The organism is Mycobacterium sp. NPDC003323 (genome assembly GCF_053589535.1).
On sequence record NZ_JBSFSB010000011.1, the window covers coordinates 60,627 to 84,160 of the forward strand.

At 68.0% G+C, this 23,534-nt stretch carries 27 protein-coding genes; 8 read left to right on the plus strand and 19 right to left on the minus strand.

Annotation, left to right across the window (positions count from 1 at the left end; all coding sequences use genetic code 11):
• Positions 1 to 64: 64 nt before the first annotated feature.
• The 5 genes from proC to ACWDUN_RS21970 are packed head-to-tail and all read right to left on the minus strand — an operon-like array spanning position 65 to position 4,614.
• Positions 65 to 916 (minus strand): pyrroline-5-carboxylate reductase, encoded by an 852-nt coding sequence (gene proC, locus ACWDUN_RS21950; protein ID WP_449932113.1) that lies wholly within the window; start codon positions 914 to 916, stop codon positions 65 to 67.
• Positions 917 to 943: 27 nt separating this feature from the next.
• Positions 944 to 1,723 carry a thioesterase family protein gene (locus ACWDUN_RS21955; RefSeq protein ID WP_449932220.1) on the minus strand — a complete coding sequence of 260 codons (780 nt, stop codon included), beginning with the start codon at positions 1,721 to 1,723 and terminating at the stop codon, positions 944 to 946.
• Positions 1,724 to 1,743: 20 nt separating this feature from the next.
• Positions 1,744 to 2,589, minus strand: coding sequence for a sugar phosphate isomerase/epimerase family protein (locus tag ACWDUN_RS21960; RefSeq protein ID WP_449932114.1), 846 nt, complete (start codon positions 2,587 to 2,589; stop codon positions 1,744 to 1,746).
• 10 nt (positions 2,590 to 2,599) lie between these two features.
• The gene (locus ACWDUN_RS21965; RefSeq protein ID WP_449932115.1) at positions 2,600 to 3,637 is read right to left on the minus strand and encodes an FUSC family protein; all 1,038 of its coding nucleotides are present in this window, start codon (positions 3,635 to 3,637) and stop codon (positions 2,600 to 2,602) included.
• The gene (locus ACWDUN_RS21970; RefSeq protein WP_449932116.1) at positions 3,634 to 4,614 is read right to left on the minus strand and encodes a Ppx/GppA phosphatase family protein; all 981 of its coding nucleotides are present in this window, start codon (positions 4,612 to 4,614) and stop codon (positions 3,634 to 3,636) included. The genes ACWDUN_RS21965 and ACWDUN_RS21970 overlap by 4 nt, the downstream gene beginning before the upstream one ends.
• 28 nt (positions 4,615 to 4,642) lie before the next feature.
• Here ACWDUN_RS21970 and ACWDUN_RS21975 point away from each other — a divergent pair, with 28 nt between their 5' ends.
• On the plus strand, positions 4,643 to 5,452 hold the full coding sequence (locus ACWDUN_RS21975; RefSeq protein WP_449932117.1) for a hypothetical protein: 810 nt from the start codon (positions 4,643 to 4,645) through the stop codon (positions 5,450 to 5,452).
• 9 nt (positions 5,453 to 5,461) lie between these two features.
• Here the strand turns inward: ACWDUN_RS21975 and regX are convergent, their stop codons facing one another.
• From regX to ACWDUN_RS22005, 6 genes are all read right to left on the minus strand, one after another.
• Positions 5,462 to 6,148 carry a two-component sensory transduction protein RegX gene (gene regX / locus ACWDUN_RS21980; RefSeq protein WP_449932118.1) on the minus strand — a complete coding sequence of 229 codons (687 nt, stop codon included), beginning with the start codon at positions 6,146 to 6,148 and terminating at the stop codon, positions 5,462 to 5,464.
• A gap of 13 nt (positions 6,149 to 6,161) precedes the next feature.
• Positions 6,162 to 7,340, minus strand: a complete 1,179-nt coding sequence (locus ACWDUN_RS21985) for a sensor histidine kinase (protein ID WP_449932119.1) — start codon at positions 7,338 to 7,340, stop codon at positions 6,162 to 6,164.
• A 105-nt stretch (positions 7,341 to 7,445) separates the two neighbouring features.
• Positions 7,446 to 8,189 (minus strand): phosphoglyceromutase, encoded by a 744-nt coding sequence (locus ACWDUN_RS21990; RefSeq protein ID WP_449932120.1) that lies wholly within the window; start codon positions 8,187 to 8,189, stop codon positions 7,446 to 7,448.
• Between the two features lie 23 nt (positions 8,190 to 8,212).
• Positions 8,213 to 8,707: a YbjN domain-containing protein gene (locus ACWDUN_RS21995; protein WP_449932121.1), complete on the minus strand. Its 495-nt coding sequence runs from the start codon at positions 8,705 to 8,707 to the stop codon at positions 8,213 to 8,215.
• A complete protein-coding gene (gene mshA / locus ACWDUN_RS22000; RefSeq protein WP_449932122.1) occupies positions 8,704 to 10,023 on the minus strand; it encodes a D-inositol-3-phosphate glycosyltransferase in 1,320 nt (439 codons plus the stop codon). Before mshA ends, ACWDUN_RS21995 begins: the two co-directional genes overlap by 4 nt.
• 44 nt (positions 10,024 to 10,067) lie before the next feature.
• Positions 10,068 to 11,342 carry an ROK family protein gene (locus ACWDUN_RS22005; protein WP_449932123.1) on the minus strand — a complete coding sequence of 425 codons (1,275 nt, stop codon included), beginning with the start codon at positions 11,340 to 11,342 and terminating at the stop codon, positions 10,068 to 10,070.
• 225 nt (positions 11,343 to 11,567) lie between these two features.
• Between ACWDUN_RS22005 and ACWDUN_RS22010 the strand changes: the two genes are divergently transcribed.
• A complete protein-coding gene (locus tag ACWDUN_RS22010; RefSeq protein WP_449932124.1) occupies positions 11,568 to 12,326 on the plus strand; it encodes an SDR family oxidoreductase in 759 nt (252 codons plus the stop codon).
• Between the two features lie 14 nt (positions 12,327 to 12,340).
• On the opposite strand, the gene ACWDUN_RS22015 is transcribed toward ACWDUN_RS22010, so the two are convergent.
• Positions 12,341 to 13,621 carry a L,D-transpeptidase gene (locus tag ACWDUN_RS22015; RefSeq protein ID WP_449932125.1) on the minus strand — a complete coding sequence of 427 codons (1,281 nt, stop codon included), beginning with the start codon at positions 13,619 to 13,621 and terminating at the stop codon, positions 12,341 to 12,343.
• Positions 13,622 to 13,636: 15 nt separating this feature from the next.
• Positions 13,637 to 14,689 carry a UDP-N-acetylmuramate dehydrogenase gene (locus ACWDUN_RS22020; RefSeq protein WP_449932126.1) on the minus strand — a complete coding sequence of 351 codons (1,053 nt, stop codon included), beginning with the start codon at positions 14,687 to 14,689 and terminating at the stop codon, positions 13,637 to 13,639.
• A 25-nt stretch (positions 14,690 to 14,714) separates the two neighbouring features.
• Here ACWDUN_RS22020 and ACWDUN_RS22025 point away from each other — a divergent pair, with 25 nt between their 5' ends.
• From ACWDUN_RS22025 to ACWDUN_RS22040, 4 genes are read left to right on the plus strand one after another with little or no spacing between them, the layout of a single operon-like run.
• Positions 14,715 to 15,221 carry a DUF2505 domain-containing protein gene (locus tag ACWDUN_RS22025; protein WP_449932127.1) on the plus strand — a complete coding sequence of 169 codons (507 nt, stop codon included), beginning with the start codon at positions 14,715 to 14,717 and terminating at the stop codon, positions 15,219 to 15,221.
• On the plus strand, positions 15,200 to 16,027 hold the full coding sequence (locus ACWDUN_RS22030; protein WP_449932128.1) for a class I SAM-dependent methyltransferase: 828 nt from the start codon (positions 15,200 to 15,202) through the stop codon (positions 16,025 to 16,027). The genes ACWDUN_RS22025 and ACWDUN_RS22030 overlap by 22 nt, the downstream gene beginning before the upstream one ends.
• A 10-nt stretch (positions 16,028 to 16,037) precedes the next feature.
• Positions 16,038 to 16,844: a carbon-nitrogen hydrolase family protein gene (locus ACWDUN_RS22035; RefSeq protein WP_449932129.1), complete on the plus strand. Its 807-nt coding sequence runs from the start codon at positions 16,038 to 16,040 to the stop codon at positions 16,842 to 16,844.
• A complete protein-coding gene (locus tag ACWDUN_RS22040) occupies positions 16,841 to 17,689 on the plus strand; it encodes an LmeA family phospholipid-binding protein (RefSeq protein WP_449932130.1) in 849 nt (282 codons plus the stop codon). Before ACWDUN_RS22035 ends, ACWDUN_RS22040 begins: the two co-directional genes overlap by 4 nt.
• Here the strand turns inward: ACWDUN_RS22040 and ACWDUN_RS22045 are convergent, their stop codons facing one another.
• The 5 genes from ACWDUN_RS22045 to ACWDUN_RS22065 all read right to left on the minus strand — a co-directional run bounded on the left by ACWDUN_RS22045 (position 17,690) and on the right by ACWDUN_RS22065 (position 20,889).
• On the minus strand, positions 17,690 to 18,094 hold the full coding sequence (locus ACWDUN_RS22045; protein WP_449932131.1) for a DUF2599 domain-containing protein: 405 nt from the start codon (positions 18,092 to 18,094) through the stop codon (positions 17,690 to 17,692).
• A 4-nt stretch (positions 18,095 to 18,098) separates the two neighbouring features.
• The gene (locus ACWDUN_RS22050; RefSeq protein WP_449932221.1) at positions 18,099 to 18,380 is read right to left on the minus strand and encodes a DUF2516 family protein; all 282 of its coding nucleotides are present in this window, start codon (positions 18,378 to 18,380) and stop codon (positions 18,099 to 18,101) included.
• A gap of 40 nt (positions 18,381 to 18,420) precedes the next feature.
• The gene (locus tag ACWDUN_RS22055) at positions 18,421 to 19,041 is read right to left on the minus strand and encodes a heparin-binding hemagglutinin (protein WP_449932132.1); all 621 of its coding nucleotides are present in this window, start codon (positions 19,039 to 19,041) and stop codon (positions 18,421 to 18,423) included.
• 11 nt (positions 19,042 to 19,052) lie between these two features.
• Complete coding sequence (locus tag ACWDUN_RS22060; protein ID WP_449932133.1) at positions 19,053 to 19,511, minus strand: helix-turn-helix domain-containing protein; 459 nt, start codon at positions 19,509 to 19,511, stop codon at positions 19,053 to 19,055.
• Between the two features lie 88 nt (positions 19,512 to 19,599).
• Positions 19,600 to 20,889 carry a DUF445 domain-containing protein gene (locus tag ACWDUN_RS22065; protein WP_449932134.1) on the minus strand — a complete coding sequence of 430 codons (1,290 nt, stop codon included), beginning with the start codon at positions 20,887 to 20,889 and terminating at the stop codon, positions 19,600 to 19,602.
• Between the two features lie 78 nt (positions 20,890 to 20,967).
• Here ACWDUN_RS22065 and ACWDUN_RS22070 point away from each other — a divergent pair, with 78 nt between their 5' ends.
• Both ACWDUN_RS22070 and ACWDUN_RS22075 read left to right on the plus strand, forming a co-directional pair.
• Positions 20,968 to 21,669 (plus strand): TetR/AcrR family transcriptional regulator, encoded by a 702-nt coding sequence (locus ACWDUN_RS22070; RefSeq protein ID WP_449932135.1) that lies wholly within the window; start codon positions 20,968 to 20,970, stop codon positions 21,667 to 21,669.
• A 6-nt stretch (positions 21,670 to 21,675) separates the two neighbouring features.
• Positions 21,676 to 22,548, plus strand: a complete 873-nt coding sequence (locus ACWDUN_RS22075) for a polyphosphate kinase 2 family protein (protein ID WP_449932136.1) — start codon at positions 21,676 to 21,678, stop codon at positions 22,546 to 22,548.
• 6 nt (positions 22,549 to 22,554) lie between these two features.
• Here the strand turns inward: ACWDUN_RS22075 and ACWDUN_RS22080 are convergent, their stop codons facing one another.
• On the minus strand, positions 22,555 to 23,427 hold the full coding sequence (locus ACWDUN_RS22080; RefSeq protein ID WP_449932137.1) for a cyclopropane mycolic acid synthase family methyltransferase: 873 nt from the start codon (positions 23,425 to 23,427) through the stop codon (positions 22,555 to 22,557).
• Between the last annotated feature and the right edge of the window lie 107 nt (positions 23,428 to 23,534).

The window sequence follows — 23,534 nt, forward strand, 5'->3', positions numbered from 1 at the left end:
GAGAATAGCGTGGCCACTGGGGTTATTGCGACGGGTGTGGGCTAATCCGTCCGAAATTCTTGAACTACTCGGATGTAATTCCTAGCTGCTCAGAGCGTATTTTCGCCGCTGCCACGGCGTCTGCGACGGCGCTGCGCAGGCCCCCACGTTCGAGTTCTCGCAGACCAGCCGCGGTGGTTCCACCCGGTGAGGTCACGATAGCCCGCAGAGCGGCCGCGGAGGTGTCCATTGCGCCGTTCGGTGTGGAATCGCGGCGTTCCAGCAGCATCGCCGCCGAACCCGCCATGGTGTGCACCACGAGTTCGGTGGACACGTCCCGGGACAGCCCGGCCGCGACGCCCGCGTCGACGAGCGCCTCGACCATCAGGAAGAAGTAGGCCGGGCCCGAACCGGATACCGCGGTCACCGCGTCCATCTGGCTCTCGGTCACCGTCAGCACATCGCCGACGGTGTCGAAGATGGCCGCGACCTCCTTGAGTTGTTCGGGTGTCGCGAACCGCCCGGGGGCCACCGCGCTGACACCGCCGCCGACGACCATCGGCGCATTCGGCATCACCCGGACCACGGGTGCGCCCGCGGGCAGCTTGGTCTCGAAGAACGTGGTGGCCACGCCGGCGGCGACGCTGACGAACACCTGCTCGTCGCTGTCGTCATCGGCGCGCGACATGGTCTCGGCGATCTCGGCGGTCACCGCCTCGACGTCGGCGGGCTTGACCGCGACGATCACGTAGGTGGCGTTCTCGACGGCGTCGGATACCGACGTCACCAACACCTGATGGGTTTCGGACAGCTGACGCGCGCGGTCGGGGTGCTTCTCGGCGACCACCAGATCCTTGACCTGACGACCCGCCCTCAACAAACCCGAGAGCAGCGCCTCACCGATGCTGCCCCCGCCGATGATCGCAATTCTTGCCACCCGGAAAGCATGTCACGAAGATCCAAACTAGGTGCCGGGCACCAGCGCCAGCTGACGGCTCTGCACGATGATGCGCCCGGTGGAGTCGACCACGACGTGGTCCTCGTCGAACCAGTCCTGGCCGATCTGGGTCGTCGTGCACAGCACCCGCAACCAGCCGTCGGCCGGCACGGCCCGCAGAAAGGCCGTCAGCTGGACCGTGGGCGCCCAACCGAACCGGTTGACGCCGAAGGTCACCGGGGCGGACACATCGCCGCACAGCAGCGCGAACAGGACGTCCGGAGCGGCACCGTGCGGACGCACCCAGTACTCGATGACCGGAGGTCCGCCGTCGGCCCGCGGCTCCATGGTGGTCAGCGACGGCCGGATGTCACAGCCATGCGCGAGGTGCACGATGTCGGCCATCGGGTGACCCGGGCCGATGGGTTCCAGTCCGGGCGGTGGATCGGGGGTCATCAGCGGCACCACCGGATTGGTCGACAGCAGCGGGTCCGTCTCGTTCTCCGGGGTGCCCATGGTGATGGCGGCCCGCACGGCCGTGCGCTCACCCTGTTGCAGTTCGACGTCGACGAGGCTGATCCGTCGGCCCCGTTTGCGCACGTCGGTGACGACGCGCACCGCCCCCGGGTCGGGCGCCCACAGGAAGTTGCCCGACACCACGATGGGTTCGGTGCCGTCGTCGAGTTCGGTGCGGGCCGCGTTGGCGCACAGGGCCAGCATCGCGCCGCCGTGGACCTTCGGCCCGATCGTCCAGTGCTCGTTGAGCTCGCCCGCGTAGACGCCGTCGCCGGTGGACGTCAGGCGCATGGCGTCGGTGAACAGGACGCTCACCGCAACAAATGCTTCCGCGCGAACTGCAGGGACTCGGTCAACAGTGCCTCCCGTTCTGCGGCGTTGCGCGCCCCGGAGGTGGTGACCTCCAGGATGACGTGGCCGGTGAAGTCGGAACCGGCCAGCAGCCGGCAGATCTCGGCGGCGGGTTGGTTGCCGCGGCCGGGCACCAGGTGCTCGTCGGTGGCCGCACCGCTGCCGTCACACAGGTGCAGGTGCGCCAGCCCGTCGCCCATCCGGCGTGCCATGTCGAGCGCATCGGTGCCCGCGGTGGCGCTGTGCGACAGGTCCAGCGTGTAATGCGCGTGCCCGCCGTCGAGCGGGTCGTAGGACGGGGCGAAGGCGGAGAAACCGGGGCCCGGATGACCGCCTCGCTTGCGCATCCGCTCGATCGAGGGCTGCCCGGTGCCCCAGAACCGGTCGGCCCGGAACGGGAACATGTTCTCCACGGCCACCAGCACGTCACTGCCGGCCTCGAGCTCGGCGACCTGCTCGCTGAACCCCTCGGCATAGCGGCGCTGCCAGCGGAACGGCGGATGCACCACGACCGTCTGGGCGCCCAGTTGCTCGGCGGCCCGCACGCTGCGTTCCAGCTTGGCGATCGGGTTGGCACCCCACACCCGCTGCGAGATCAGCAGGCACGGCGCATGCACGGACAGCACCGGGACGCCGTACCGCGTCGACATCGCCTCGATGGCGTCGACGTCCTGGCTGACCGGCTCGGCCCAGACCATCAGCTCGACCCCGTCGTAGCCCAGCCGGGCGGCGTGTTCGAACGCCGCCTCGGTGCGCAGCGGATACACCGACGCCGTCGAGAGGCCGACCTTGATCGCGGGACGCACTAGCTCGGCATCAGGTGGATTGCAACAGCGCCAGCGGGCCGAGCGTGACCATGGCACCGACCGCGACGGCGATCAGCGTGCTGGCGATGTCCTCGGTCTTGCGGACCACCCGCACGCCCACCACCAGGCCGAGGATCACCAGCACCGAGAGCGCCAGCGCCACGATGTTGTTCCACTTCCACAGCTGGTCGAACGCGATGAACAGACCGGCGCCGAGCGCCACCGCGAGGACGCTCTGCGCGACGATCCAGAAGCCGCGCATCAGCGGTGAGCCGGCGGGCTCGTCGTCCACGTCGAAACGGTGCACCTCGGTGTCGGCGGTGCCGTCGAGATCGATGTCCTCGGGGCTGGGGGTCTTGGTGCGCCGGGTCGCCTCGTCGGCCACCGAATCCCCGCCGAACAGGGTGTCGGCGGGAGACTTGAGGTATGACGGGCGGTCGGCATCGGCGTCGGTGCTGTCGTCCAGCAGCGGGTCGGGGCTCATCTCCTCGGCGATGCCCCCGTTGAAGGGGGATTCCTCGGCGCTGCGGCGGGAGAACCCGTGAGCGCGACGGCGGGGCTGGAACGCGACGGGCTCGGGATCGGCCTCGCGCTGCTGCAGGTGCGCCTCGTAGTCGGAGGTGGCGGCTTCGGTGTCGGTGGCTTCGGTGTCGGTGGCTTCGGTGTCGGCCTGAGCGTCTCGGGCGTCGGCTTCCGGCTCCTCGGCTTCGGCTTCTTCCGCTTCGGGCTCGTCGGCTTCGGGCTCGTCGGCTTCGGGCTCGTCGGCACTGGGTGTCTCGGCGAGCGTCTCCTCGACGATGGCCGCCTCGGCGGGCGTCTCCTCGACGGGCTCTTCGACGGGAGGCGTTTCGGCGGTCGGCGCCTCGGCCGCCTCGTCGATCGTGACGATCGGGATCTCGCCGGTCAGTTCGGCCACCGTGACCGCATCGGCATTACCGCGCCGGCGACGGCGCCGCCCACCCGGCGCCGGAGCACCGATCGACCCGTTCTTGGCGAGCAGTTCCGCGACGGAGATGGGGCGGGTGGAGGTGTTGTCTGGTTCAGTCATCGTGTTTTGCCCTTGGGAGTGGCTGGGATGGTCTCGACCAGGGCGGTCCCGTCGGCTTCACTGTCGAGTTTGCGCAGGATCAGGCCCTCCCGCAATGCCCATGGACAGATCTGTACCGTTTCGACACCCAAGGCCTTCATGCTCGCCTCGGCAACCAGCGCTCCCGCCACGATCTGTGGCGCCCGCTCGGCACTCACCCCCTCCAACTCGGCTCGGTCGGCCGTTGTCATCCTAGAGATGAATGCGATCAGCTGACGTAGACCGCTGGCGGTGAGCGTCCGCTTGACCCGGGGTCCGGCCCCCGACGGCGCCGCCCCGGTGAGCCGGGCCAGCGACCGGAAGGTCTTGGACGTCGCGACCGCCAGATCCGGGGTCCCGGCGGCCTGCATCACCGCCCCCGCCTCGGAGAGTTCGGTGGCCAGCCAGTCGCGCAGCATCGCCACCCGCCGGCGGCCCGGCGGATCCTCGCTCAGCCACTCGCGGGTCATCCGGCCCGCGCCGAGCGGCAGGGACAGCGCGACCTCGGGTTCTTCGTCGACGCCGCTCGACAATTCCAGTGAGCCACCGCCGATGTCGATGTTGATGATGCGCCCGGCGCTCCAGCCATACCAGCGACGCACGGCGAGGAAGGTCAGGCGGGACTCGTCGACACCGCTGAGGACCTGCAGCGAGACCCCGGCCTCGGCCTGCACCCGCGACAGCACGGCCTCGGAGTTGGTGGCGTCACGCACGGCCGAGGTGGCGAACGCCATCAACTCGGCGCAGCCAGAACTGGTTGCGATCTTGGCGAATTCACCGACCGTGTCGACCAGCTTGTCGGCCCCCTTGCGGGTCAGCTTGCCCGACGGGTCGATGGCCTCGGCCAGGCGCAGCGCAGCCTTGGTGGAACTCATCGGAGTCGGGTGACCGCCACGGCGCGCATCGACCACCAACAGATGCACCGTATTGCTGCCCACGTCCAGCACGCCCAATCGCACGCGACCAAGGTTAATGGGTTTACCGTTGATGACTGTGAAGACGTCACACGTCGGCGGTACGCGGGTCGGAGGAGTGGGCGGCGAAGTCGAACTCGACTTCGCCCGCGAGTGGGTGGAGTTCTACGACCCGGAGGACCCCAAGCATCTGATCGCGGCCGATATGACGTGGCTGTTGTCGCGCTGGACTTGCGTTTTCGGCACCCCGGCCTGCCAGGGCACCGTCGCCGGCCGCCCGGATGACGGGTGCTGCTCACACGGCGCCTTCCTCTCCGATGACGATGACCGGGCCATGCTCGACGACGCGGTCACGAAGCTGACCGATGAGGACTGGCAGTTCCGCGCCAAGGGTTTGGGCCGCAAGGGCTACCTCGAAGACGACGAATACGACGGCAAGCCCAACCTGCGTACCCGAAAGTACAAGGGCGCCTGCATCTTCCTGAATCGCCCCGGGTTCGCCGGTGGGATCGGATGTGCGTTGCACTCCAAGGCGCTCAAGCTCGGCGTCGAGCCACTGACGATGAAACCCGAGGTGTGCTGGCAGCTGCCGATCCGGCGCACCCAGGACTGGGTCACCCGTCCGGATGGCTCCGACATCCTCAAGACCACCATCACGGAGTACGACCGTCGCGGGTGGGGCGAGGGCGGCGCCGACCTGCACTGGTACTGCACCGGCGACCCGGCCGCGCACGTCGGCGCCAAACCGGTATGGCAGTCCTACGCCCCCGAGCTGACCGAGTTGCTGGGCGACAAGGCGTACGCGGAGCTGGCCGCGATCTGCCGACGCCGGGGCCAGCTCGGATTGATCGCGATACATCCTGCCACCCGCGCCGCCGAGTAGGGCCGCAACTCATCCCTCGAGCTTGTAACCCAGCCCGCGGACGGTCACCAGGTGCACCGGACTCGCCGGATCGGCCTCGATCTTGGAGCGCAGCCGTTTCACATGAACGTCCAGCGTCTTGGTGTCACCGACATAGTCGGCACCCCAGACCCGGTCGATCAACTGGCCGCGGGTCAGCACCCGGCCGCTGTTGCGCATCAGGTACTCCAGCAGGTCGAATTCCTTCAGCGGCAGGGTGATCGCCTCACCGTTGACGCTCACCACATGGCGTTCGACGTCCATCCGCACCGGGCCGGCCTCCAGCACCCCGTCGGCGATGCCGACATCTTCACTGTCGGCGCCGCGGCGCAGCACCGCACGAATCCGGGCGATGAGCTCACGCGCCGAGTAGGGCTTGGTGACGTAGTCGTCCGCACCGAGTTCCAGGCCGACCACCTTGTCGATCTCGCTGTCACGCGCTGTGACCATGATGACCGGCACCGAGGAGCGCGACCGCAACTGCTTGCAGACATCGGTGCCGCTCATCCCGGGCAGCATCAGATCCAGCAGCACGATATCGGCGCCCGCCCGCTCGAACTCCGCCAGCGCGGCGGGGCCATCGGTCACGACGGTGGCCTCGAAGCCCTCCTTACGTAGCAGGAACGCCAACGGATCTGCAAGGGACTCTTCATCTTCCACGATCAGGACGCTGGTCATCAGAGTGCCTTCCTTATTCATCATCATCGTCGACCGATCGGTCGTCGGGTATCGCCGGGATGGAGAGGGTGAACGTCGAGCCGGTTCCCGGCTGACTCCACAGCCGGATGGATCCGTTGTGATTGGCCGCCACGTGCTTGACGATGGCCAAGCCCAGGCCGGTGCCGCCGGTGGCGCGCGATCGCGCCTTGTCCACCCGGAAGAACCGTTCGAAGACGCGTTCCTGATCGGCGCGCGCGATGCCGATACCGCGGTCGGTGACGGCGATCTCGATGTCATTACCGCGCCGCCGCCTGCTGATGGAGACATCCGAGCCGTCGGGCGAGTAGGCGATGGCATTCGACACCAGATTGGCGATCGCGGTCACCAGCAGCCGCTCGTCACCGAGCACCCGGTAGCCGGTCGGGGCATCGGTGGTGATGTTGATGTGCGCGCTGTCGGCGGCAACCTTATAGCGCGACACCGCCTCGGCCACCACGCTGTCCACATCGACGCTCTCCAGGTCGGGCAGCGCCTCGGCGCCCTGCAACCGGGACAACTCGATGAGTTCGCCGACCATGTTGGCCAGCCGCTCGGACTCGATGATCATCTTCTCGGCGAACCGGCGCACGGTATCGGGATCCTCGGTGGAGGCCAGCATGGCCTCCGCGAGCACACCCATAGCGCCGACCGGCGTCTTGAGTTCGTGGCTGACGTTGGCCACGAAGTCTCTGCGGGTCGCCTCCATCCGGGCCTGCTCGGACTGGTCGCCGACGAACACCACGGCGAACTGATTGGCCTCTTCGACCAGCAGGCGCACATGCCCGCGCACGGCGAGACCGGACCGCCCGGATTTCTGCCGTCTGCGCGGTGACAGGTCGATGTCGACGTCTTGCCCGGTGGCCAGGCAGCGCTGCACCGCCTGCCAGGCGCGGTCGTCGAGCAGTCGGTCGCGCACCAGACCCAGCTCGGTGGCCTGCTCGTTCATGTAGACGACATCACGCAGGGTGTCGACCACGACGATGCCCATCGGGGACAGCGCGGCGATATGACTGAGCATCTGAGAGACGGTGATACCACCGCCTTCTTCGACGTCGCGCTGGGTTCGGCGGTCAACGATCCGCCGCATCGCCACCATGCCGACGGCGATGCCGACTCCCAACGCGAGGAGAGCCAGCGCTGCCGCCAACAACAGCGCGGAACCGACACTCACGCGAAAATCGTACGCATCGGGTGAACGTCATCCCAGCAGCGTGCGGCCAAATCGGGATAAGTCACACGTTCAAAGACCAGAGTTCGGCCACCGTTTACTTACTGATCACTTGGCGCCTTGGGCGGCCACCGCGGCGGCACCGGCGGCCGCGGCCTCCGGATCCAGGTACTGTCCGCCGGCCACCTTCGGCTTGAGATCCTCGTCCAGTTCGTACAGCAGCGGGATCCCGGTGGGGATGTTCAGGCCGACGACCTCGGCATCGGACATGCCATCCAGGTATTTCACCAGCGCGCGCAGCGAGTTGCCGTGCGCGGCGATCATCACCGTCTTACCGGCCTTCAGGTCCGGCACGATGGTCTGCTCGAAGTACGGCACGAAGCGCTCGACGACGTCCTTCAGGCATTCGGTCAGCGGGGCGCCGCCAGGAACGTCGGCATAGCGCACGTCGGCGTCCTGGCTGAACTCGCTGCCCTTCTCGATCGGCGGCGGCGGGGTGTCATAGCTGCGACGCCACGCCATGAACTGCTCGTCGCCGTACTTCTCCTTGGTGGCGGCCTTGTCCAGACCCTGCAGCGCGCCATAGTGCCGCTCGTTGAGCCGCCAGTCGCGGTGCACGGGAATCCAGTGCCGGTCCGCGGCGTCCAGCGCCAGGTTGGCGGTGGTGATCGCGCGGCGCAGCAGCGAGGTGTACAGCACGTCGGGCAGCACACCCTTCTCCGCGAGCAGTTTGCCGCCGCGCACCGCCTCGGTCCGGCCCTTGTCGGTGAGGTCGACATCGACCCACCCGGTGAAGAGGTTCTTCTGGTTCCAGTCGCTCTCGCCGTGGCGCAGCAGGATCAAGGTCGGCATGCCGACGATCCTCTCATGACCGGTCAGTCTTCGATGAGGTGCTCGAAAGCCTGCAGATTCTTCAACGACTCGCCGCGGGCCACCCGCCATTCCCATTCCTTCTGGATCGAGGAACGAAAACCCAACTCCAGCAACGTGTTGAAGTCACTGTCGACGGCCTCGAGCACCTGCCCGAGCACCCGGTCGATCTCGTCGGCGTCCACCGAACCGTTGGCCATCCAGCCGACCAGATAGATGTCACCCAGATTGTCCAGCGTGTAGGCCACCCCGTAGAGCCGGCGATTGCGCTTGAGCAGGAACTTGTAGACGGCCTCGAAGTTCTCGTCGGGCCGCCGGCAGACGAACGCCTCGACCCGCACCGAATGCTCACCGACACTCAAGATGGTGTTGGTCTTGAGCCGGCGCTCCCCCGGCAGCGCCACCACCAGGCCGGGCAGCCCGCCGTTGACGCCCTTGTGATGGGCGTACTCCAGGTCGTTGGCCTGCAGGGTCTCCTCGATGATCGCGGTGACACTCATGCGCGGACTCCGCGACGCAGCGCGAACCGCCGACCGGTGCGCCGGGCGGGCAGCTCGCGGCGCGGATGGCGCGCCCGGTAGTCGGTGATCGCGTGGGTGTAACTGCTCAGCAGCCCGTCGACGGTGTGCGCCCAGGAAAAGTTCGACGCGTGCGCGGTCGCAGCGGCGCCCAGCCGGTCGCGGTCCGAAGCGAGCACCGAACCCAGCGCGTCGGCCCAGTCGCCGGCGTCGTGACCGGCCACCAGGGCACCGGACACCCCGTCGCGCACGGCGACCGGGAGTCCGCCGACGGCGGCAGCCACCACCGGCGTCCCGCAGGCCTGCGCCTCCACGGCGACCAGACCGAAGGACTCGTTGTAGCTGGGCACCGCGACGATATCGGCGGCGCGGTAGACGCGGACCAGTTCGTCGCGTGACTGCGGTGGCAGGAAGGTCACCCGATCGGTGATACCCAGCTCGGCGGCCAACTGAACCAGGCCGTCCGGCGTGGCCATCCCCGACCCGGACGGTCCGCCGGCGATCAGCACCCGCACATCGGGCAGTTTCGCCACGGCACGCAGCAGCACGTCGGGGGCCTTCAACGGCTGGATGCGGCCGACGAAAGCCACCACCTGCTCATCGGCGGACAGTCCGAGCTGCGCCCGGGCGGCCTGCCGCGAACCCGGAGTGAACACCGACAGGTCCACTCCGGGATGGACCACGTCGATATTGCGCCGCTCGGCGTGATGTAGCGAAACCAGTTGTTGTGCTTCGATTTCGGTGTTCACGATGAGCCGGTCGGCCTCGTCGACCACCTGCTGCTCACCGACCGAGCGCAGCGCGGGCTCGGGAGCGTCGCCGTCGGCGAGGGCGGCGTTCTTCACCGCCGCCAGGGTGTGCGCGGTGTGCACCAGCGGAACCGCCCAGCGGTCGGCGGCCAGCCAGCCGACCTGTCCGGACAGCCAGTAATGCGAATGGACGATGTCGTAATAACCCGGCTCGTGGGTGGCCTCGGCGCGCAGCACGCCCGCGGTGAAGGCGCACAGCTGGGTCGGCAGGTCGTTCTTGTCCAGTCCCTCGAACGGGCCCGCCACGACGTTGCGCACCAGTACCCCCGGCGCGACCTGCACCACGGGCGCATCGGCCGAGGACGTCGCCCGGGTGAAGATCTCCACCTCGACACCGCGGCGGGCCAGCTCCAACGCGGTCTGCAGCACGTAGACGTTCATGCCCCCGGCGTCGCCGGTGCCGGGTTGGGACAGCGGCGAGGTGTGCACCGACAACACCGCGACGCGACGAGCGTCCGTCAGACCGGACGTTTCGGGGACGACACGCACAGCCTCATGTCTACACCTGCAGCGCAGCGCCTAAACCTGCGGGATCAGGAAGCACCGCGAGGCTGCGCACGCCGCATCGCCGAGATCGGGTCCGCGTACAGCCCGCCCAGCGACACCACACCGGCACCCGCCTCCTGCACGCGATTACCGAAGGCCGTCACCCGGATATCGCGCGTGCCCAGCACCGAGCGGGCTGCGAAGGCGTCCCGCACCGAGGACATGCCGTCCGGATACTCGGTGAAGGCCTGACCGCCGACCACCAGGTCGTCGGGGTTGAGCATGTCGCGCAGCAGGGCCACCGCCTCGCCGAGCACGCGAGCCCGCTCCGTGAGCAGAGCCCGCGCGCCCTCATGTCCGCCGCGGGCCGCACGCAGTACCGAGTTCACCGTCGATGCCGGCCCATCGGCCGGGACGATGCGCTGCGCCCGCGCGGCGGTCACCACCGCCTCGTCACTGACGGTTGACTCCAACTTTCCTGTGCCACCGAGCAATTCGGAGCTCACCGGAAGCGAAGCGATGGTGCCCGGACCGCTGGCCGGTGAATGCACCCGCCCACCGATCGACAGCGCATAGCCGACGGTCTCACGGGCGTAGACATACAGGCTGGTGCCGGGCTGAGCGCCCGGGCGACGCGCACCGAGTAGCAGTTCGGCGCCGGCCATCGCGTCCACATGCGAAGCCAGCGAGACCGGCAGGCCCAACGTCTCGGCCAGCACCGGTCCGACCGGCGCCTGCGACCAACCCAGCCGCGGGTGGTCGAGGTACCCCGAGGTGCTGTCGACCACGCCGCCGGCGGCCACACCCACCCACAGTGGGCGACGACGATGCCAGCGGCTCAGGTAGCGCCGCGCGCTACCTGCCAGCGACGCGAGCGCCGCACTCTGGGAGCCGAGCGGGGTGGGTGTCTCCACGACGTCGAGGGTGCGGCCGAACAGATCGGTGGCCACGATGCTGGTGGTCTTGGCTCCGATGTGCAGGCCGAGGGTCAGGTAGGGCTCATGGTTGACCTCGACCGGCACGCGCGGGCGACCGATCGCGCCGGATACCGCGAGGTCGGCGCGCTCACGCAGCACACCGGCGTCGAGCAAGGTGGTGACCTGGCGGTTCACCGTTGCGATGGACAGGCCGGTGACGCGGGCGATGCTGTCGCGGGCGATCGGGCCGCGCTGCCGGGCCGCGCCGAACACCGACGCCGCGGCGGCATCGGCGACCTTGAGCGCCGGGGCGACGATGTGGTGGCGAGCTAGCAGGGCGCGCTTGGCGTGAGCGGGTGCGGCGGGGGTGCGACGAACGGGGGCGGCCGGGGCGAACGTGGTCACGATGGTGGTCCTCTGGTCTGAGTCGGGCGGGGCGGGCTTCTGCCACACCCACGACTCAGCGGGACGAAAAAGTCCTCTTGGTCAGCAAGGCGCGGCGGCTGCGCAACAACAACACGCACGCCGCGCGGCGAGACGGCTCGCCTGGCTGATCAAGGTCACGCGGCCAAGGTAGCACGACCAGCGGGCCCGCGCGAAGGTCGGCCGCGCGCGCCTAGTGTTGTCACCATGAGCACTCCAACAGATCAGCGCCGCGTCGCCGTCGTGACCGGCGCCAGTGCCGGAATCGGTGAAGCGACGGCCAGAACCCTTGCCGCACAGGGTTTTCACGTGGTCTGCGTGGCTCGGCGACAGGGCCCGATCGAGGCGTTGGCCGCCGAGATCGGCGGGACCGCCGTCGTGGCCGACGTCACCGACCCGGCGGCGGTGGCGGCACTCGCCCAGCAGATGGAACGCGTCGATGTGCTGGTCAACAATGCCGGCGGCGCGCGGGGACTGGAGTCGGTGGCCGAGGCCGATATCGAGCACTGGCGCTGGATGTGGGAATCCAATGTGCTGGGCACCCTGCACGTCACCAAGGCGCTGCTGCCCAAGCTGATCGACTCCGGCGACGGGCTCATCATCACGGTCACCTCGATCGCGGCCGTCGAGATCTATGACAACGGTTCGGGATACACCTCGGCCAAGCACGCGCAGGGCGTGCTGCACCGCACGCTGCGTAGCGAGTTGCTCGGTAAGCCGGTGCGGCTCACCGAGGTTGCGCCGGGCATGGTGAAGACGGACTTCTCCCTGAACCGTTTCGAGGGGGATGCCGAGCGCGCCGACAAGGTGTACGCGGGGGTCACGCCACTGGTCGCGCAGGACATCGCCGAGGTGATCGGATTCGTCGCGAGCCGGCCCGCGCACGTCGACCTGGACCTCATCGTGGTGCGACCGCGCGATCAGGTGACCGGCGCGACCGGGTCCCGGTTCAACCGGCAGAGCTGACTCGGCGCGAAAAGTCAGCGACCGGCCGGCGTCGGTGCACCCGACGGGGTCACCGGCGCCGTCTCGGGAATCTCGGACGAGGGCGCCTGCTGCGACAGCGCGGACATGCTCGTCCAGTCGTCCCAGTCCACAGCCCAGTCCCAGATGTCGCCGTCGGCATAGGACAGCTGGATCCGGGTTCCGGTGACCTCGACCGGGTCGCCGTACATGGCCGAGTGGAAGTACCGTTCGGCGTCTTCGAGCGACAGATTGATGCAGCCGTTGGTGACGTTGCTGCTGCCCTGCGCCCCGAGGCTGGCAGGATTGGCGTGGATGAACTCGCCGTTGTTGGAGATCCGCACCGACCACCGCTCGCGCAGGTTGAAATAACCCGCGGCCGGGTTCGTCATGTAGAAGTCCTCATGCTTCTCGGTGACCACGTGGATTCCGCTGCGGGTGACGTTGCGGTCCAGGTCGCCCTCGCCGTAACTGCACGGGAAATCCATGATGACGCCCTCGTCGGTGACCACCTGCATGCGGTGACTCGGCGCATCGGCCTTGACCACCTGCCGGCGACCGATCGTGAAATCCAGCGTCGAGTCGGCGGCGCCGTAGGCCTGCGGGCCGAACTGCACGCCGTAGAGGTCGGCATCGACGTGCACGGTGGTGCCGGCCGGGTAGTACTCCTTGGTCCGCCAGTGCACCCGCGATCCGCCGACCTCGTCGGGCAGCCAGGCCCAGCTGCCCTCCACCTGCGGTGTGGTGGTCACCTTGAGCGCCTTCTCGACGGCGGGTTTGTCCTCGTCGGCGATGGCCGCGTCGAACTGCAGGATGATCGGCGCGGCGACGCCGACGACCTGCCCGTCGGCCAGCTGGAACCGGCCGTTGACCGTGGTCTGCGGGTTCACGGTGCTGAACCGGCCGGACACTGGCACCGCGTTGCCGTCCTGGCCGACCACCGAGCCCGACCAGGTGTATTCGGCGCCGTAGCCCAGCGGTTCGGCGACGGTGAACTCGGTGCGGTCACGGTTGAGTTTGCCCGCGACGACCTTGCCGTTGGCGTTGGTCAGCGCGATGCGCTGGAACCAGCCGTCGCTGACCTTCACACCGGCCGGCGCGGTGGGCACGATATCGGCCGCCGCGTCCGCGGGGGTCAGGGTGATCGTGGGCGCCTTGGGCGCGGCGGCCGTCTCCTCGGTCGGGGTGCCGGGCGTGCTCGTGCAGGCGGCCAGCAGGCCGGCTCCGCCCAATCCGAGGATTGTGAGCGCACGACGCCGGGTCAGCTGGGCATCGTCGTTCTCACCGGCAGGTCTCACGTGGTCCAAGGGTACCTAGATGGCGCACCCGATCAGGACCGGCTCGGGTGTGAGTTCGATCCCGAAGCGCGCCAGGACCCCGTCGCGGACCGTCCTGGCCAGGGCGACGATATCGGCGCTACCGGCACCTCCGCGGTTCGTCAGCGCCAGCGCGTGCTTGGTGGACAGCCCCGCCGCGGCGTCGCCGCCGGGATAACCCTTGCTGAAACCGGCCTGCTCGACCAGCCATCCGGCGGCGAGTTTGACGCCGTCGGGGGCCGGATAGTTCGGGACCCGGGCGAACTCGGCGCGCAGCCGGGTCAGCACCTCGGGGGCGACCACCGGATTGGTGAAGAAGGACCCGACGCTCCAGGTGTCGTGATCGGCGGCGTCGAGCACCATGCCCTTGGCCGCGCGCAGCCGCAACACCGCATCCCGGACCCGGGTGGCCTCGACCCGTTCTCCCGGCTGTGCGCCGAGGGTGGTGGCCAACTCGCCGTAGCGCAGCGGCGCGGACAGGCCGTCGGGGTTCAGGGTGAACTCCACCTCGACGACGATGACGGCCGACTGGTGTTTGAGCACGCTGTGCCGGTAGCCGAAGCCCAACCGGTCCGGGCCCACCCATCCGTCGATTCCGGTGCGCCGGTCCAGCAGCCGCACCCGGGTGATGGTGTCGGCGACCTCGGCGCCGTAGGCGCCCACGTTCTGGATCGGGGTGGCACCGGCCGAACCGGGGATACCGGACAGGCATTCCAGCCCGCCCAAACCATGGGCCAGCGCGGCGACCACGACGTCGTCCCATATCGCACCGGCCTCGGCGCGTACCACCGCGCCCTCGACGGTGATCTCGGTGTTGGCGACCGCCACGACGGTCAGGCCCGACAGGTCGTCCGCGGGCACCACATTGGATCCGCCCGCCAGCACCAGGACGTCCTCGGCGACCGGCAGCGCCGACAGCACGGCGATCAGCTTCTCGGTGGTATCGCAGGTGATCAGCCGCTGCGCGACGGGGCCGATGCGCAATGTCGTCCACGATGCGAGCGGCACGTTCTCGGCAACCGCCGCACCGGCGAAAGTCGGACTGACCACGGACGCTAACGGTAGCGTGCCAGCTATGCCGCGTACCTACGACATGGCGGCCGCTTACGGATGCAGCGTCGCAGAGCTGCTCGATGCGTTCACCGTCGAGGCGTACTGGATTGAGCGGCTCGAGAAGTCCGGCTGCGACGCGGTCAGCCTGGACGAGCTGGCCGCCCATCCGGACGGCAGCCTCGACATCGCCACCACCCAGACCGTGAATTTCCATCGGCTGCCCGGGTTCGTCAGCCAATTCCATTCCGGTGACCTCACTCTCAGGCGCACGGAATCCTGGGCGCCGGTCGTCGACGGCCGGACCGCCGGCACCATCACCGGCGCGACACCCGGTGCCCCGGTGCGGGTGAAGGGTGAGGCTGCGCTGCGCGACGGCCCCGACGGGGCCCTGCTGGACGTGCACGTCGTCATCGAGGTGCGGATCCCATTGGTGGGCGGCAAGATCGAGAACTTCATCGGCGGCCAGCTGGCCGAGATGGTCCGTCTGGAGCAGGAGTTCACCACCGAGTGGATCCGAGAACGCACCTGAGCAAGCCGGTCGGCTCGCCGCAGGGCCGTCCGGTCGGCTCGCCGACGCGCGGCACCACGGGCTACAACCGACTGCGCCGCAGCGACCGGTGGCTGGTGCACTCCCCGCGGGTGCGCACCGCGTTGACCTCCGCCGCCGACCCGCTGGTGGTCGACCTGGGCTTCGGGGCGCTGCCGATCACCACCCTGGAACTGGCGGCACGGCTGCAGACGGTGCGACCCGATGTCCGGGTGGTCGGCCTGGAGATCCATCCCGACCGGGTGCGCACCGCCCGGCAGGCCGCCACCGCCGGCGTCGACTTCGCGCTCGGCGGTTTCGAATTGGCGGGCCTGCGACCGGTGCTGGTGCGCGCGTTCAACGTGTTGCGCCAGTATCCGGTCGACGAGGTGGAACCCGCCTGGTCGCAGCTGTCGAGTCGGCTGGCGCCGGGTGGGCTGCTGGTCGACGGCACCTGCGATGAGCTGGGCAGGCGGTGCTGCTGGGTGCTGCTGGACGCCGAGGGTCCGGTCAGCCTGACCCTGGCGTGTGACCCGTTCGCCATCGAAAAACCCTCCGATCTGGCCGAGCGGCTGCCCAAGATCCTGATCCACCGCAATGTCGCGGGTGAGGCCATCCACACCCTGCTGGAGGCGGCCGACCGCGCCTGGGCCGCTGCGGCCGGACAGGGGGTCTTCGGGCCGCGGGTGCGGTGGCGGGCGATGCTGACGGCCCTGCATGACGCCGGTTTCCCGGTCGATCCGCCCCGGCGACGACTGCGTGACGGGGTGCTGTCGGTGCCGTGGGCCACGGTGGCCGGGCGCGGCTAGCCTCGAACACATGCGGATCGCCCTGGCACAGATTCAGTCCGGCACCGACCCTGCGGCCAACCTCGAGCTGGTCGACCGCCACAGCCGGGAGGCCGCCGACGCCGGTGCAGCGCTGGTGCTGTTTCCTGAGGCCACCATGTGCCGGTTCGGGGTACCGCTGGCCCCGGTGGCGCAGCCGCGCGACGGCCGGTGGGCCGATGGTGTGCGCCAGATCGCCGAGCGCACCGGCATCACGGTGGTGGCCGGCATGTTTTGTCCGTCGGGGGACGGCCGGGTCACCAACACCCTGATCGCCGCGGGTCCCGGTATCGACGCCCATTACGACAAGATCCACCTGTACGACGCGTTCGGCTTCGCCGAGTCCAAGACCGTCGCCCCGGGCTCGCAGCCCACCGTCATCACCGTCGACGGTGTGGGCGTGGGTCTGACGCTGTGTTACGACGTGCGCTTCCCCGAGCTGTATCTCGAGCTCGCCGACCGCGGCGCCCAGCTCATCACCGTGCACGCCTCCTGGGGCGCCGGTCCGGGCAAGCTCGACCAGTGGACGTTGCTGGCGCGGGCCCGGGCAATCGACACCACCGGCATCGTGGCCGCCGTCGACCAGGCCTACCCGGGAGAGGAGATCGCTGCGCGCGGCCCGACCGGGGTCGGCGGCAGCCTGGTCGCCTCGGCGACCGGCCAGATCATCGCCGCGGCGAAGGCCGATCCGCAGCTGGTCGTGGCCGATATCGACCTCGATGAGGCGGCCCGCGCCCGGGAGACCATCGCGGTGCTGCGCAACCGGACGCAGTTCGCTAAGGCACAATCGACTGCGTGACCGATCCCTGGGCTCGCCCCACCGACGAGGTGCCGCCGCCCCCGCCCCCGCCGAACCCGGCCCAGCCAGACGCGTCGTCGTCGGTGTCCGACAAGGTCAAGGGCCTGTTCCGCGATCCGCTGTCGATCGTGCTGGTCGTCGTCATCGTCCTCGCGCTGAGCCTGGCCGGCGCCGTCGGCGCAGAGCTGATCGCCCGCAAGATCGCCGATGACACCGTCTCGCGGGTCACCTCCTGCGTCGTGCAGGACTCCGTCGACGTGTCGTTCGGCCCACGGCCGTTCCTGCTGCAGCACTTCGCCAAGCACTACAACAACATCACCGCGACCACGGCGGGTAACCGCATCCGCGAGGCCGAGGGGATGAAGGCCGAGATCGTCATCAACGACGTCCGGGTCACCGGTAATCCGGAGTCACCCGGCACCGTCGGCGCGCTGGACGCCACCATCACCTGGTCGGCCGACGGCATCAAACGCACCATCCAGAACGCGGTGCCGCTGATCGGCAGCTTCGTCAACGGCGTGACCACCAATCCCAGCGACGGCACCGTCGAACTGGAGGGCACGCTGGGCAGCATCGTGGCCAAGCCCGAGGTGCGCAATCAGGAGCTCACCCTGACCGTCGAACAGCTGACCGGGCTGGGATTCGTGCTGCCGCGCGAGAGCGTGCAGCCCGCGCTGGATGCGTTCCTGGCGCAGATGACCGAGAACTACCCGATGGGCATCCACGCCGAGAGCGTCGAGGTCACCGAGGACGGTGTGATCGCGAAGTTCGCCACCCGCAACGGCGTCATGCCGCCGGGGCGCAGCGGTGACGGTGGCGATCCCTGCTTCGCCGGGTTGCCGTAACTAGAAGGGCTCTTCGCTGCCGCCGGGGTTACACCCGGCGGCGACCAGGGCGGCATCGTCGACGACGGGGCGCCACGGCTCCAGATTCCAGCTCGTCTTGCCGGGTTCGACGAACTCTGCGAACTGCCAGTGGCAGTTGAATTGCGCACGCATGCCCGCGATCTCGGCCTCGGGCGCGAGTGTCAGCACCTCGGCCCAAGCCTGGTCCTGCTGGGCCAGGGTGCCCGGTATCGCGGCCTGCGCGCGGCCGGCCGCACTGGGATATACCCGCAGACTCTTCAGATCACCCCACTGCACCCATTCGGTGTGGTCGATCAGGCCGAGTTCGGCGATGGCCACGGGGGCCACGGCGGCAGGGCTCAGCAGCAGCCCCGCCGAGCAGAGCGCGACAGCGACGCAGCGCATCGGGTCAGCGCGACTTTCCTTGGATCTCCAGCAGTTTGGGCCGGACGTCGACCAGGTACACACCGGCGGCGCAGGCGCCGATCGCGGCGCCGAAGCCACCGCTGATCAGCAGGCTCAACGCCACCCCGGCACCCAGGATCAGCAACCAGACCGGCTTGGTCAGCTTGCCGGCAGCGGTGTAGGCGTCGGGCCGTTGCATCGCGGCATGGATGAACGCGTAGAGCCCCACCAGGGCCACGACAATGCCCAGGGCGAAAAGAATGGCACCCGCCAGGTTTGCAAGCATCACACTTGCAGCCTATGCGGGTGCCATCGGGTTGGCGAACTTACTTCTGTGTGACCTTCTTGGCCGGGGCCTTCTTGGCCGGAGCGGCCTTCTTGGCGGCCGGGGCGGCGGCCTTTTTGGCCGGGGCCTTCTTGGCCGGAGCGGCCTTGGCGGGCGCGGCCTGCTCGGCACGCTTGGGCAGCTCGACGCCGACCAGCTTGGCGGCGCGCTCACCGACGGCGCGGGTCTGGGTGGCGACGGTGCCCAGTGCGTCCTGGGTCAGCTCGACGGCCTGGTCGGTGACCTCCTCGACGCGCGAGGCGGCTTCCTCGAGGGCGGGCTGGTTGCGCAGCCGCTCCAGGGCGGCCTCGCCGCGCTCGACCAGCTTGTTGTACTGGCTCTGCGCCTCATCGGCGTACTTGTCGGCGAGCTTGCGCAGCTCCTCGGGGGTCAGCTTGTCGCGCAGCTCGTCGAACTGGCCGGGCAGGTCCTCCTGCAGCTTGGTCAGTCGGGCGCGGCTTTCCTCGACGCGGGTTCCGGCGTCGGTGCGGGCGTCGCCGGCGCGGTCACGCAGGGTCTCGACGATCTCGTTGACCTTGGCCAGGGCCAGGTCGGCCGCGCCGACCGCGGCGAGCAGCGGGGCCTTCAGGTCGTCGATGGTGGGCTGATTCTTCTCGGTCATGGCATTTCCTTTCAGATGTTGGACGGTTGTTGCGCAGCCGGCGGGTCTGCGGGTTCGGCGTCGGCCGCTGTATCGGCCTCGGTTTCTGCTTCTGCTTCTGCTTCTGCTTCGTTCTGCTGACAGAACGACGTGTAGATGTCGAGCAGCACCTGCTTCTGCCGTTCGGTGATCGCGGTATCGGTGACGATCGCGTCCCGGACCAAGCTGGCCTCACTGGGTTCGAGGATCCCGGCCTGCACATAGAGCACCTCGGCAGACACACGCAGTGCCTTGGCGATCTGATTGAGCACATCAGCCGACGGTTTCCGCAGCCCCCGCTCGATCTGGCTCAGGTATGGGTTGCTGACGCCGGCCTTCTCGGCCAACTGCCGCACCGAGACCTGGGCCGCTTCGCGCTGGGTCCGGATATAGCTGCCGATATCAGAGGCAGCGCTGCTCACCACGGCGGCAAGATTTTCGTCCTGCGACATGGTGCGCACCTCGAATCCGTCGGGTTCCTGCTGACAGAACCCACGGTACGAGCGAGTGCTAACAATTGCAAGCACTCTGCTAGCACTCTCAGAACAGCAGCTGCGCCGCCGTGTAGATCACCAGACCGGCCAGTGCGCCGACCACGGTGCCGTTGATCCGGATGAACTGCAGGTCACGGCCCACATGGAGCTCGATCCGGCGGCTCGCCTCATCGGCGTCCCATCGCTCGATCGTCTCGGTGATGATCGCTGTGATCTCCGTCCCATACTGCGCGACCAGGTGCTGGGCGGCCCGGATGATCCAGTTGTCGACCTTGTCGCGCAGGTCGGGATCATCGCGTAGCGACTCCCCGATCCGCACGACGGTGTCGGCCACCCGGGCGCGCAGCGTCGAGGACGGATCGTCGACGGACTCCAGCACGATGCGCTTGGCCGCCGACCATGCCGTCTCGGCGGCGCGGGCGACCTCGTCGCGCGCCATGATCTGTTCCTTCACGTTCTCGGCGCGCTGGATCGTCGCCTCGTCGTTCTGCAGGTCGCCGGCGAATTCGAACAGGAACTTGGTGGCCGACCGGCGCAGCTCGTGGTTGGGGTCACGGCGCACCTTGTCGGTGAAGTCCATCAACTCGCGGTGGATGCGGTCACCGACCAGATGATCGACCCAGCGCGGGGACCACGTGGGCGAGTCCCGCTCGATGACCCGCTCGATGACCTCGCCGGAGTTCAGCGACCATTGGAAGGCCCGGTCGGCCAGCAGCTGCAGCAGCGCCTCCTGCCTGCCCTCGTCGAGCAGGCTGGAGAGCACCCGTCCGATGGGCGGTCCCCACTTCGGTTCGGCGATGCGCTTGACGATCATCCGGTCCAGCACCTGCTGCACGTCCTCGTCGCGCAGCATCTCCACCAGCACCCGCAGCACCGTGGACACCTCGGCGGCCACCCGCTCGGCGTTGCGCTGATCGGCCAGCCACTTGCCGGTGCGGGCGGCCACGTCGGCGTCGCGCAGCTTGGTGGAGATCACCTCGGCGGACATGAAGTTCTCGCGCACGAAGGTGCCCAGCCCCTCGCCGAGCTGATCCTTCTTTCGTTTGATGATCGCGGTGTGCGGAATCGGGATACCCAACGGGTGCTTGAACAAGGCCGTCACGGCGAACCAGTCGGCCAGAGCGCCCACCATGCCCGCCTCCGCGGCGGCCCGCACATAGCCCACCCAGGGTGCGGCACCGCGTGATTGCAGCCAGGTGCACACCAGGAAAATCACCGTCGCGCCGACCAGAAAGCCGAGCGCAACGACCTTCATGCGGCGCAGCGCGCGCCGCCGTTCCTCATCGGCCGCGGAGTCGGCTCCGGCCAGGGACTCCGCGAAACTCGTGTGTACCACTCCCCCATCATCCGCTACCGCACCGATCGCCCGCCCACCGTATTATCGAGTCGACCTAGTGAACGGATTCTCACGACTGTGGCACAGCAGACCTCGGCAGCGGTGAAGACCGACGGCCGTAAACGACGCTGGCACCAGCACAAAGTCGAACGGCGAAATGAGCTGGTAGACGGCACGCTGGAGGCCATCCGGGCCCGCGGCGCAAACGTCAGCATGGACGAGATCGCCGCGGAGATCGGTGTTTCCAAGACCGTGCTGTATCGCTACTTCGTCGACAAGACCGATCTCACCACTGCGGTGATGATGCGATTCGCGCAAACGACGCTGATCCCGAACATGGCGGCGGCGCTGTCATCTGATCTGGACGGTTACGCGTTGGTGCGTGAAGTCATCCGGGTCTATGTCGACACGGTCGCCGCCGAACCCGAGCCGTACCGGTTCGTCATGTCCAACAACTCGTCGAGCCGGACCAAGGCGGTCAACGATTCCGAGCAGATCATCGCCCGGATGCTCGCGGTCATGTTGCGCCGGCGCATGCAGGCCGTCGGCATGGACACCGGCGGGGCGGAAACGTGGGCATTCCACATCGTCGGCGGGGTGCAGCTGTCCACCCACTCGTGGATGCAGAACCCCCGGATGAGCACCGAGCAGCTGATCGACTATCTGACGATGCTGTCGTGGAGCGCGCTGCGCGGCATCGTCGAGGTCGGCGGATCGCTGGAGAAGTTCAACTCGCAGCCTCATCCCTCCCCCGTACTGCCGTCCCACCTGCTTGACTAGCGTGCTGTGACCCCAGACAACAAGTCCGAACTGTCGAAGCTGTGGAGCCACGAGCCGCACACCTACCTCCGGTTCCGACCCGGTGATCTGGTCTCCGATATCGACGCCGACGCGACGCCCGGTTTCACCGGGTCGAAGTCCGATGCCCCCGCGCTGCACGCCGAACGCAACGAACGCTTCGCGGGGTTGCAGGAGATGCTGTATGCCAACAGCCGCAGCGGCGACCACCGCTCGGTGTTGCTGGTGTTGCAGGGCATGGACACCGCAGGCAAGGGCGGCATCGTCAAACACGTTGTGGGAGCGGGCAACCCGCAGGGCATTCAATACAAGAGCTTCGGTAAGCCCACCGAGGAAGAGCTGTCACACCATTACCTGTGGCGGATCAACAAGGCGCTGCCGGCCGCCGGGCACATCGGGGTCTTCGACCGGTCACACTATGAGGACGTACTGATCGTCAGGGTGCACAACCTGGTGCCACCGGATGTGTGGGGTGCGCGCTATGACGAGATCAACGCCTTCGAGAAGGAATTGGTCGAATCCGGCACCACCATCGTCAAGGTCGCCATGTTCGTCTCACTCGACGAACAGAAGCAGCGGCTGGCCGAGCGACTGGACCGGCCCGACAAGTACTGGAAGTACAACCCCGCCGATATCGACGAACGGCTGAAATGGCCGCTGTACCAGCAGGCCTATCAGGCCATGCTGGACAAGACGTCGACCGATTACGCGCCGTGGTACATCGTGCCGTGTAATCGCAAGTGGTACAGCCGACTTGCCGTGCTGGAGCTGTTGATCGAGGCACTCAAGAGCATGGACCTGACCTGGCCGCCGGCCGAGTTCGACGTCGAGGCGGAGAAGAAGCGACTGGCGCAGGCCTAGCCGCGCCTACTTGACCAGGGTGAACTGGCCGATGTTGGTGATGCCGCGGCGGAAGAAATCGGCGCAACCGACCAGGTACTTCATGTACCGGTCGTAGACCTCCTGGCCCTGCATGGCGATCGCCTCGTCCTTGGCGGCTTCCAGGTTCGTGGCCCACATGTCCAGCGTGCGGGCGTAGTGGGGCTGCAACAGGTGGATGCGCTGCAGGTCGAAACCGGAGTCTGCGGCCAGCTTCTCGATGTCCTCGACGGCCGGCAGCTGCCCACCGGGGAAGATCTCCTCGCCGATGAACTTCATGAACTTCAGGTCGCTCAGGGTGACCTTGATGCCGTTGGTCCGGAAGAACTCCTGGGTGTGCGCCAGGATCGTGTGCAACAGCATCCGGCCGTCACTGGGCAGGATGTTGTATGCGCGCTCGAAGAACAGCGGGTAACGCTCGGCCTTGAAGGCCTCGAAGGCGCCGATCGACACGATGCGGTCGACGGGCTCGTCGAACTCCTCCCAGCCCTGCAGCCGGATCTCCACGGAACGGTTGGTCTCGATCTTGGCCAGCCGCTCACGGGCGTACTCGGACTGCGCCTTGCTCAGCGTGATGCCGATGACGTTGACGTCGAACTGGGTGATCGCGCGTTCCAGCGCACCACCCCAGCCACAGCCGATGTCGAGCAGCGTCATCCCCGGCTCCAGTGCGAGCTTGCCGAGCGCGAGGTCGAACTTGGCGTTCTGCGACTCGTCGAGCGTCATGTCATCGCGCTCGTAATACCCGCACGTGTAACCCATGGTGGGTCCGAGGAACAGTGCGAAGAAATCGTTCGAGATGTCGTAGATCGACTGCGATTCCTCGTAGTACGGCTCCAGCTCGGACTCAACTTTTGACATACGAAAGCTATCCTTTGTGTCCCTACAAATGGATGCGGTCGTGGACCCGACAGAGAGGGTGCCCCCGCACCGTGCCGTTTGACTGTACCCTAGATTAGCCTAGCTAA

Coding starts and splice junctions, on each gene's coding strand:
- ACWDUN_RS21955 (WP_449932220.1), bottom strand. CDS start 1,723: ATGCGCCTGACGTCCACCGGCGACGGCGTCTACGCGGGCGAGCTCAAC.
- ACWDUN_RS21965 (WP_449932115.1), bottom strand. CDS start 3,637: ATGACTGAACCAGACAACACCTCCACCCGCCCCATCTCCGTCGCGGAA.
- ACWDUN_RS21975 (WP_449932117.1), top strand. CDS start 4,643: ATGACTGTGAAGACGTCACACGTCGGCGGTACGCGGGTCGGAGGAGTG.
- regX (WP_449932118.1), bottom strand. CDS start 6,148: ATGACCAGCGTCCTGATCGTGGAAGATGAAGAGTCCCTTGCAGATCCG.
- ACWDUN_RS21990 (WP_449932120.1), bottom strand. CDS start 8,189: ATGCCGACCTTGATCCTGCTGCGCCACGGCGAGAGCGACTGGAACCAG.
- ACWDUN_RS21995 (WP_449932121.1), bottom strand. CDS start 8,707: ATGAGTGTCACCGCGATCATCGAGGAGACCCTGCAGGCCAACGACCTG.
- ACWDUN_RS22010 (WP_449932124.1), top strand. CDS start 11,568: ATGAGCACTCCAACAGATCAGCGCCGCGTCGCCGTCGTGACCGGCGCC.
- ACWDUN_RS22025 (WP_449932127.1), top strand. CDS start 14,715: ATGCCGCGTACCTACGACATGGCGGCCGCTTACGGATGCAGCGTCGCA.
- ACWDUN_RS22035 (WP_449932129.1), top strand. CDS start 16,038: ATGCGGATCGCCCTGGCACAGATTCAGTCCGGCACCGACCCTGCGGCC.
- ACWDUN_RS22045 (WP_449932131.1), bottom strand. CDS start 18,094: ATGCGCTGCGTCGCTGTCGCGCTCTGCTCGGCGGGGCTGCTGCTGAGC.
- ACWDUN_RS22050 (WP_449932221.1), bottom strand. CDS start 18,380: ATGCTTGCAAACCTGGCGGGTGCCATTCTTTTCGCCCTGGGCATTGTC.
- ACWDUN_RS22055 (WP_449932132.1), bottom strand. CDS start 19,041: ATGACCGAGAAGAATCAGCCCACCATCGACGACCTGAAGGCCCCGCTG.
- ACWDUN_RS22060 (WP_449932133.1), bottom strand. CDS start 19,511: ATGTCGCAGGACGAAAATCTTGCCGCCGTGGTGAGCAGCGCTGCCTCT.
- ACWDUN_RS22080 (WP_449932137.1), bottom strand. CDS start 23,427: ATGTCAAAAGTTGAGTCCGAGCTGGAGCCGTACTACGAGGAATCGCAG.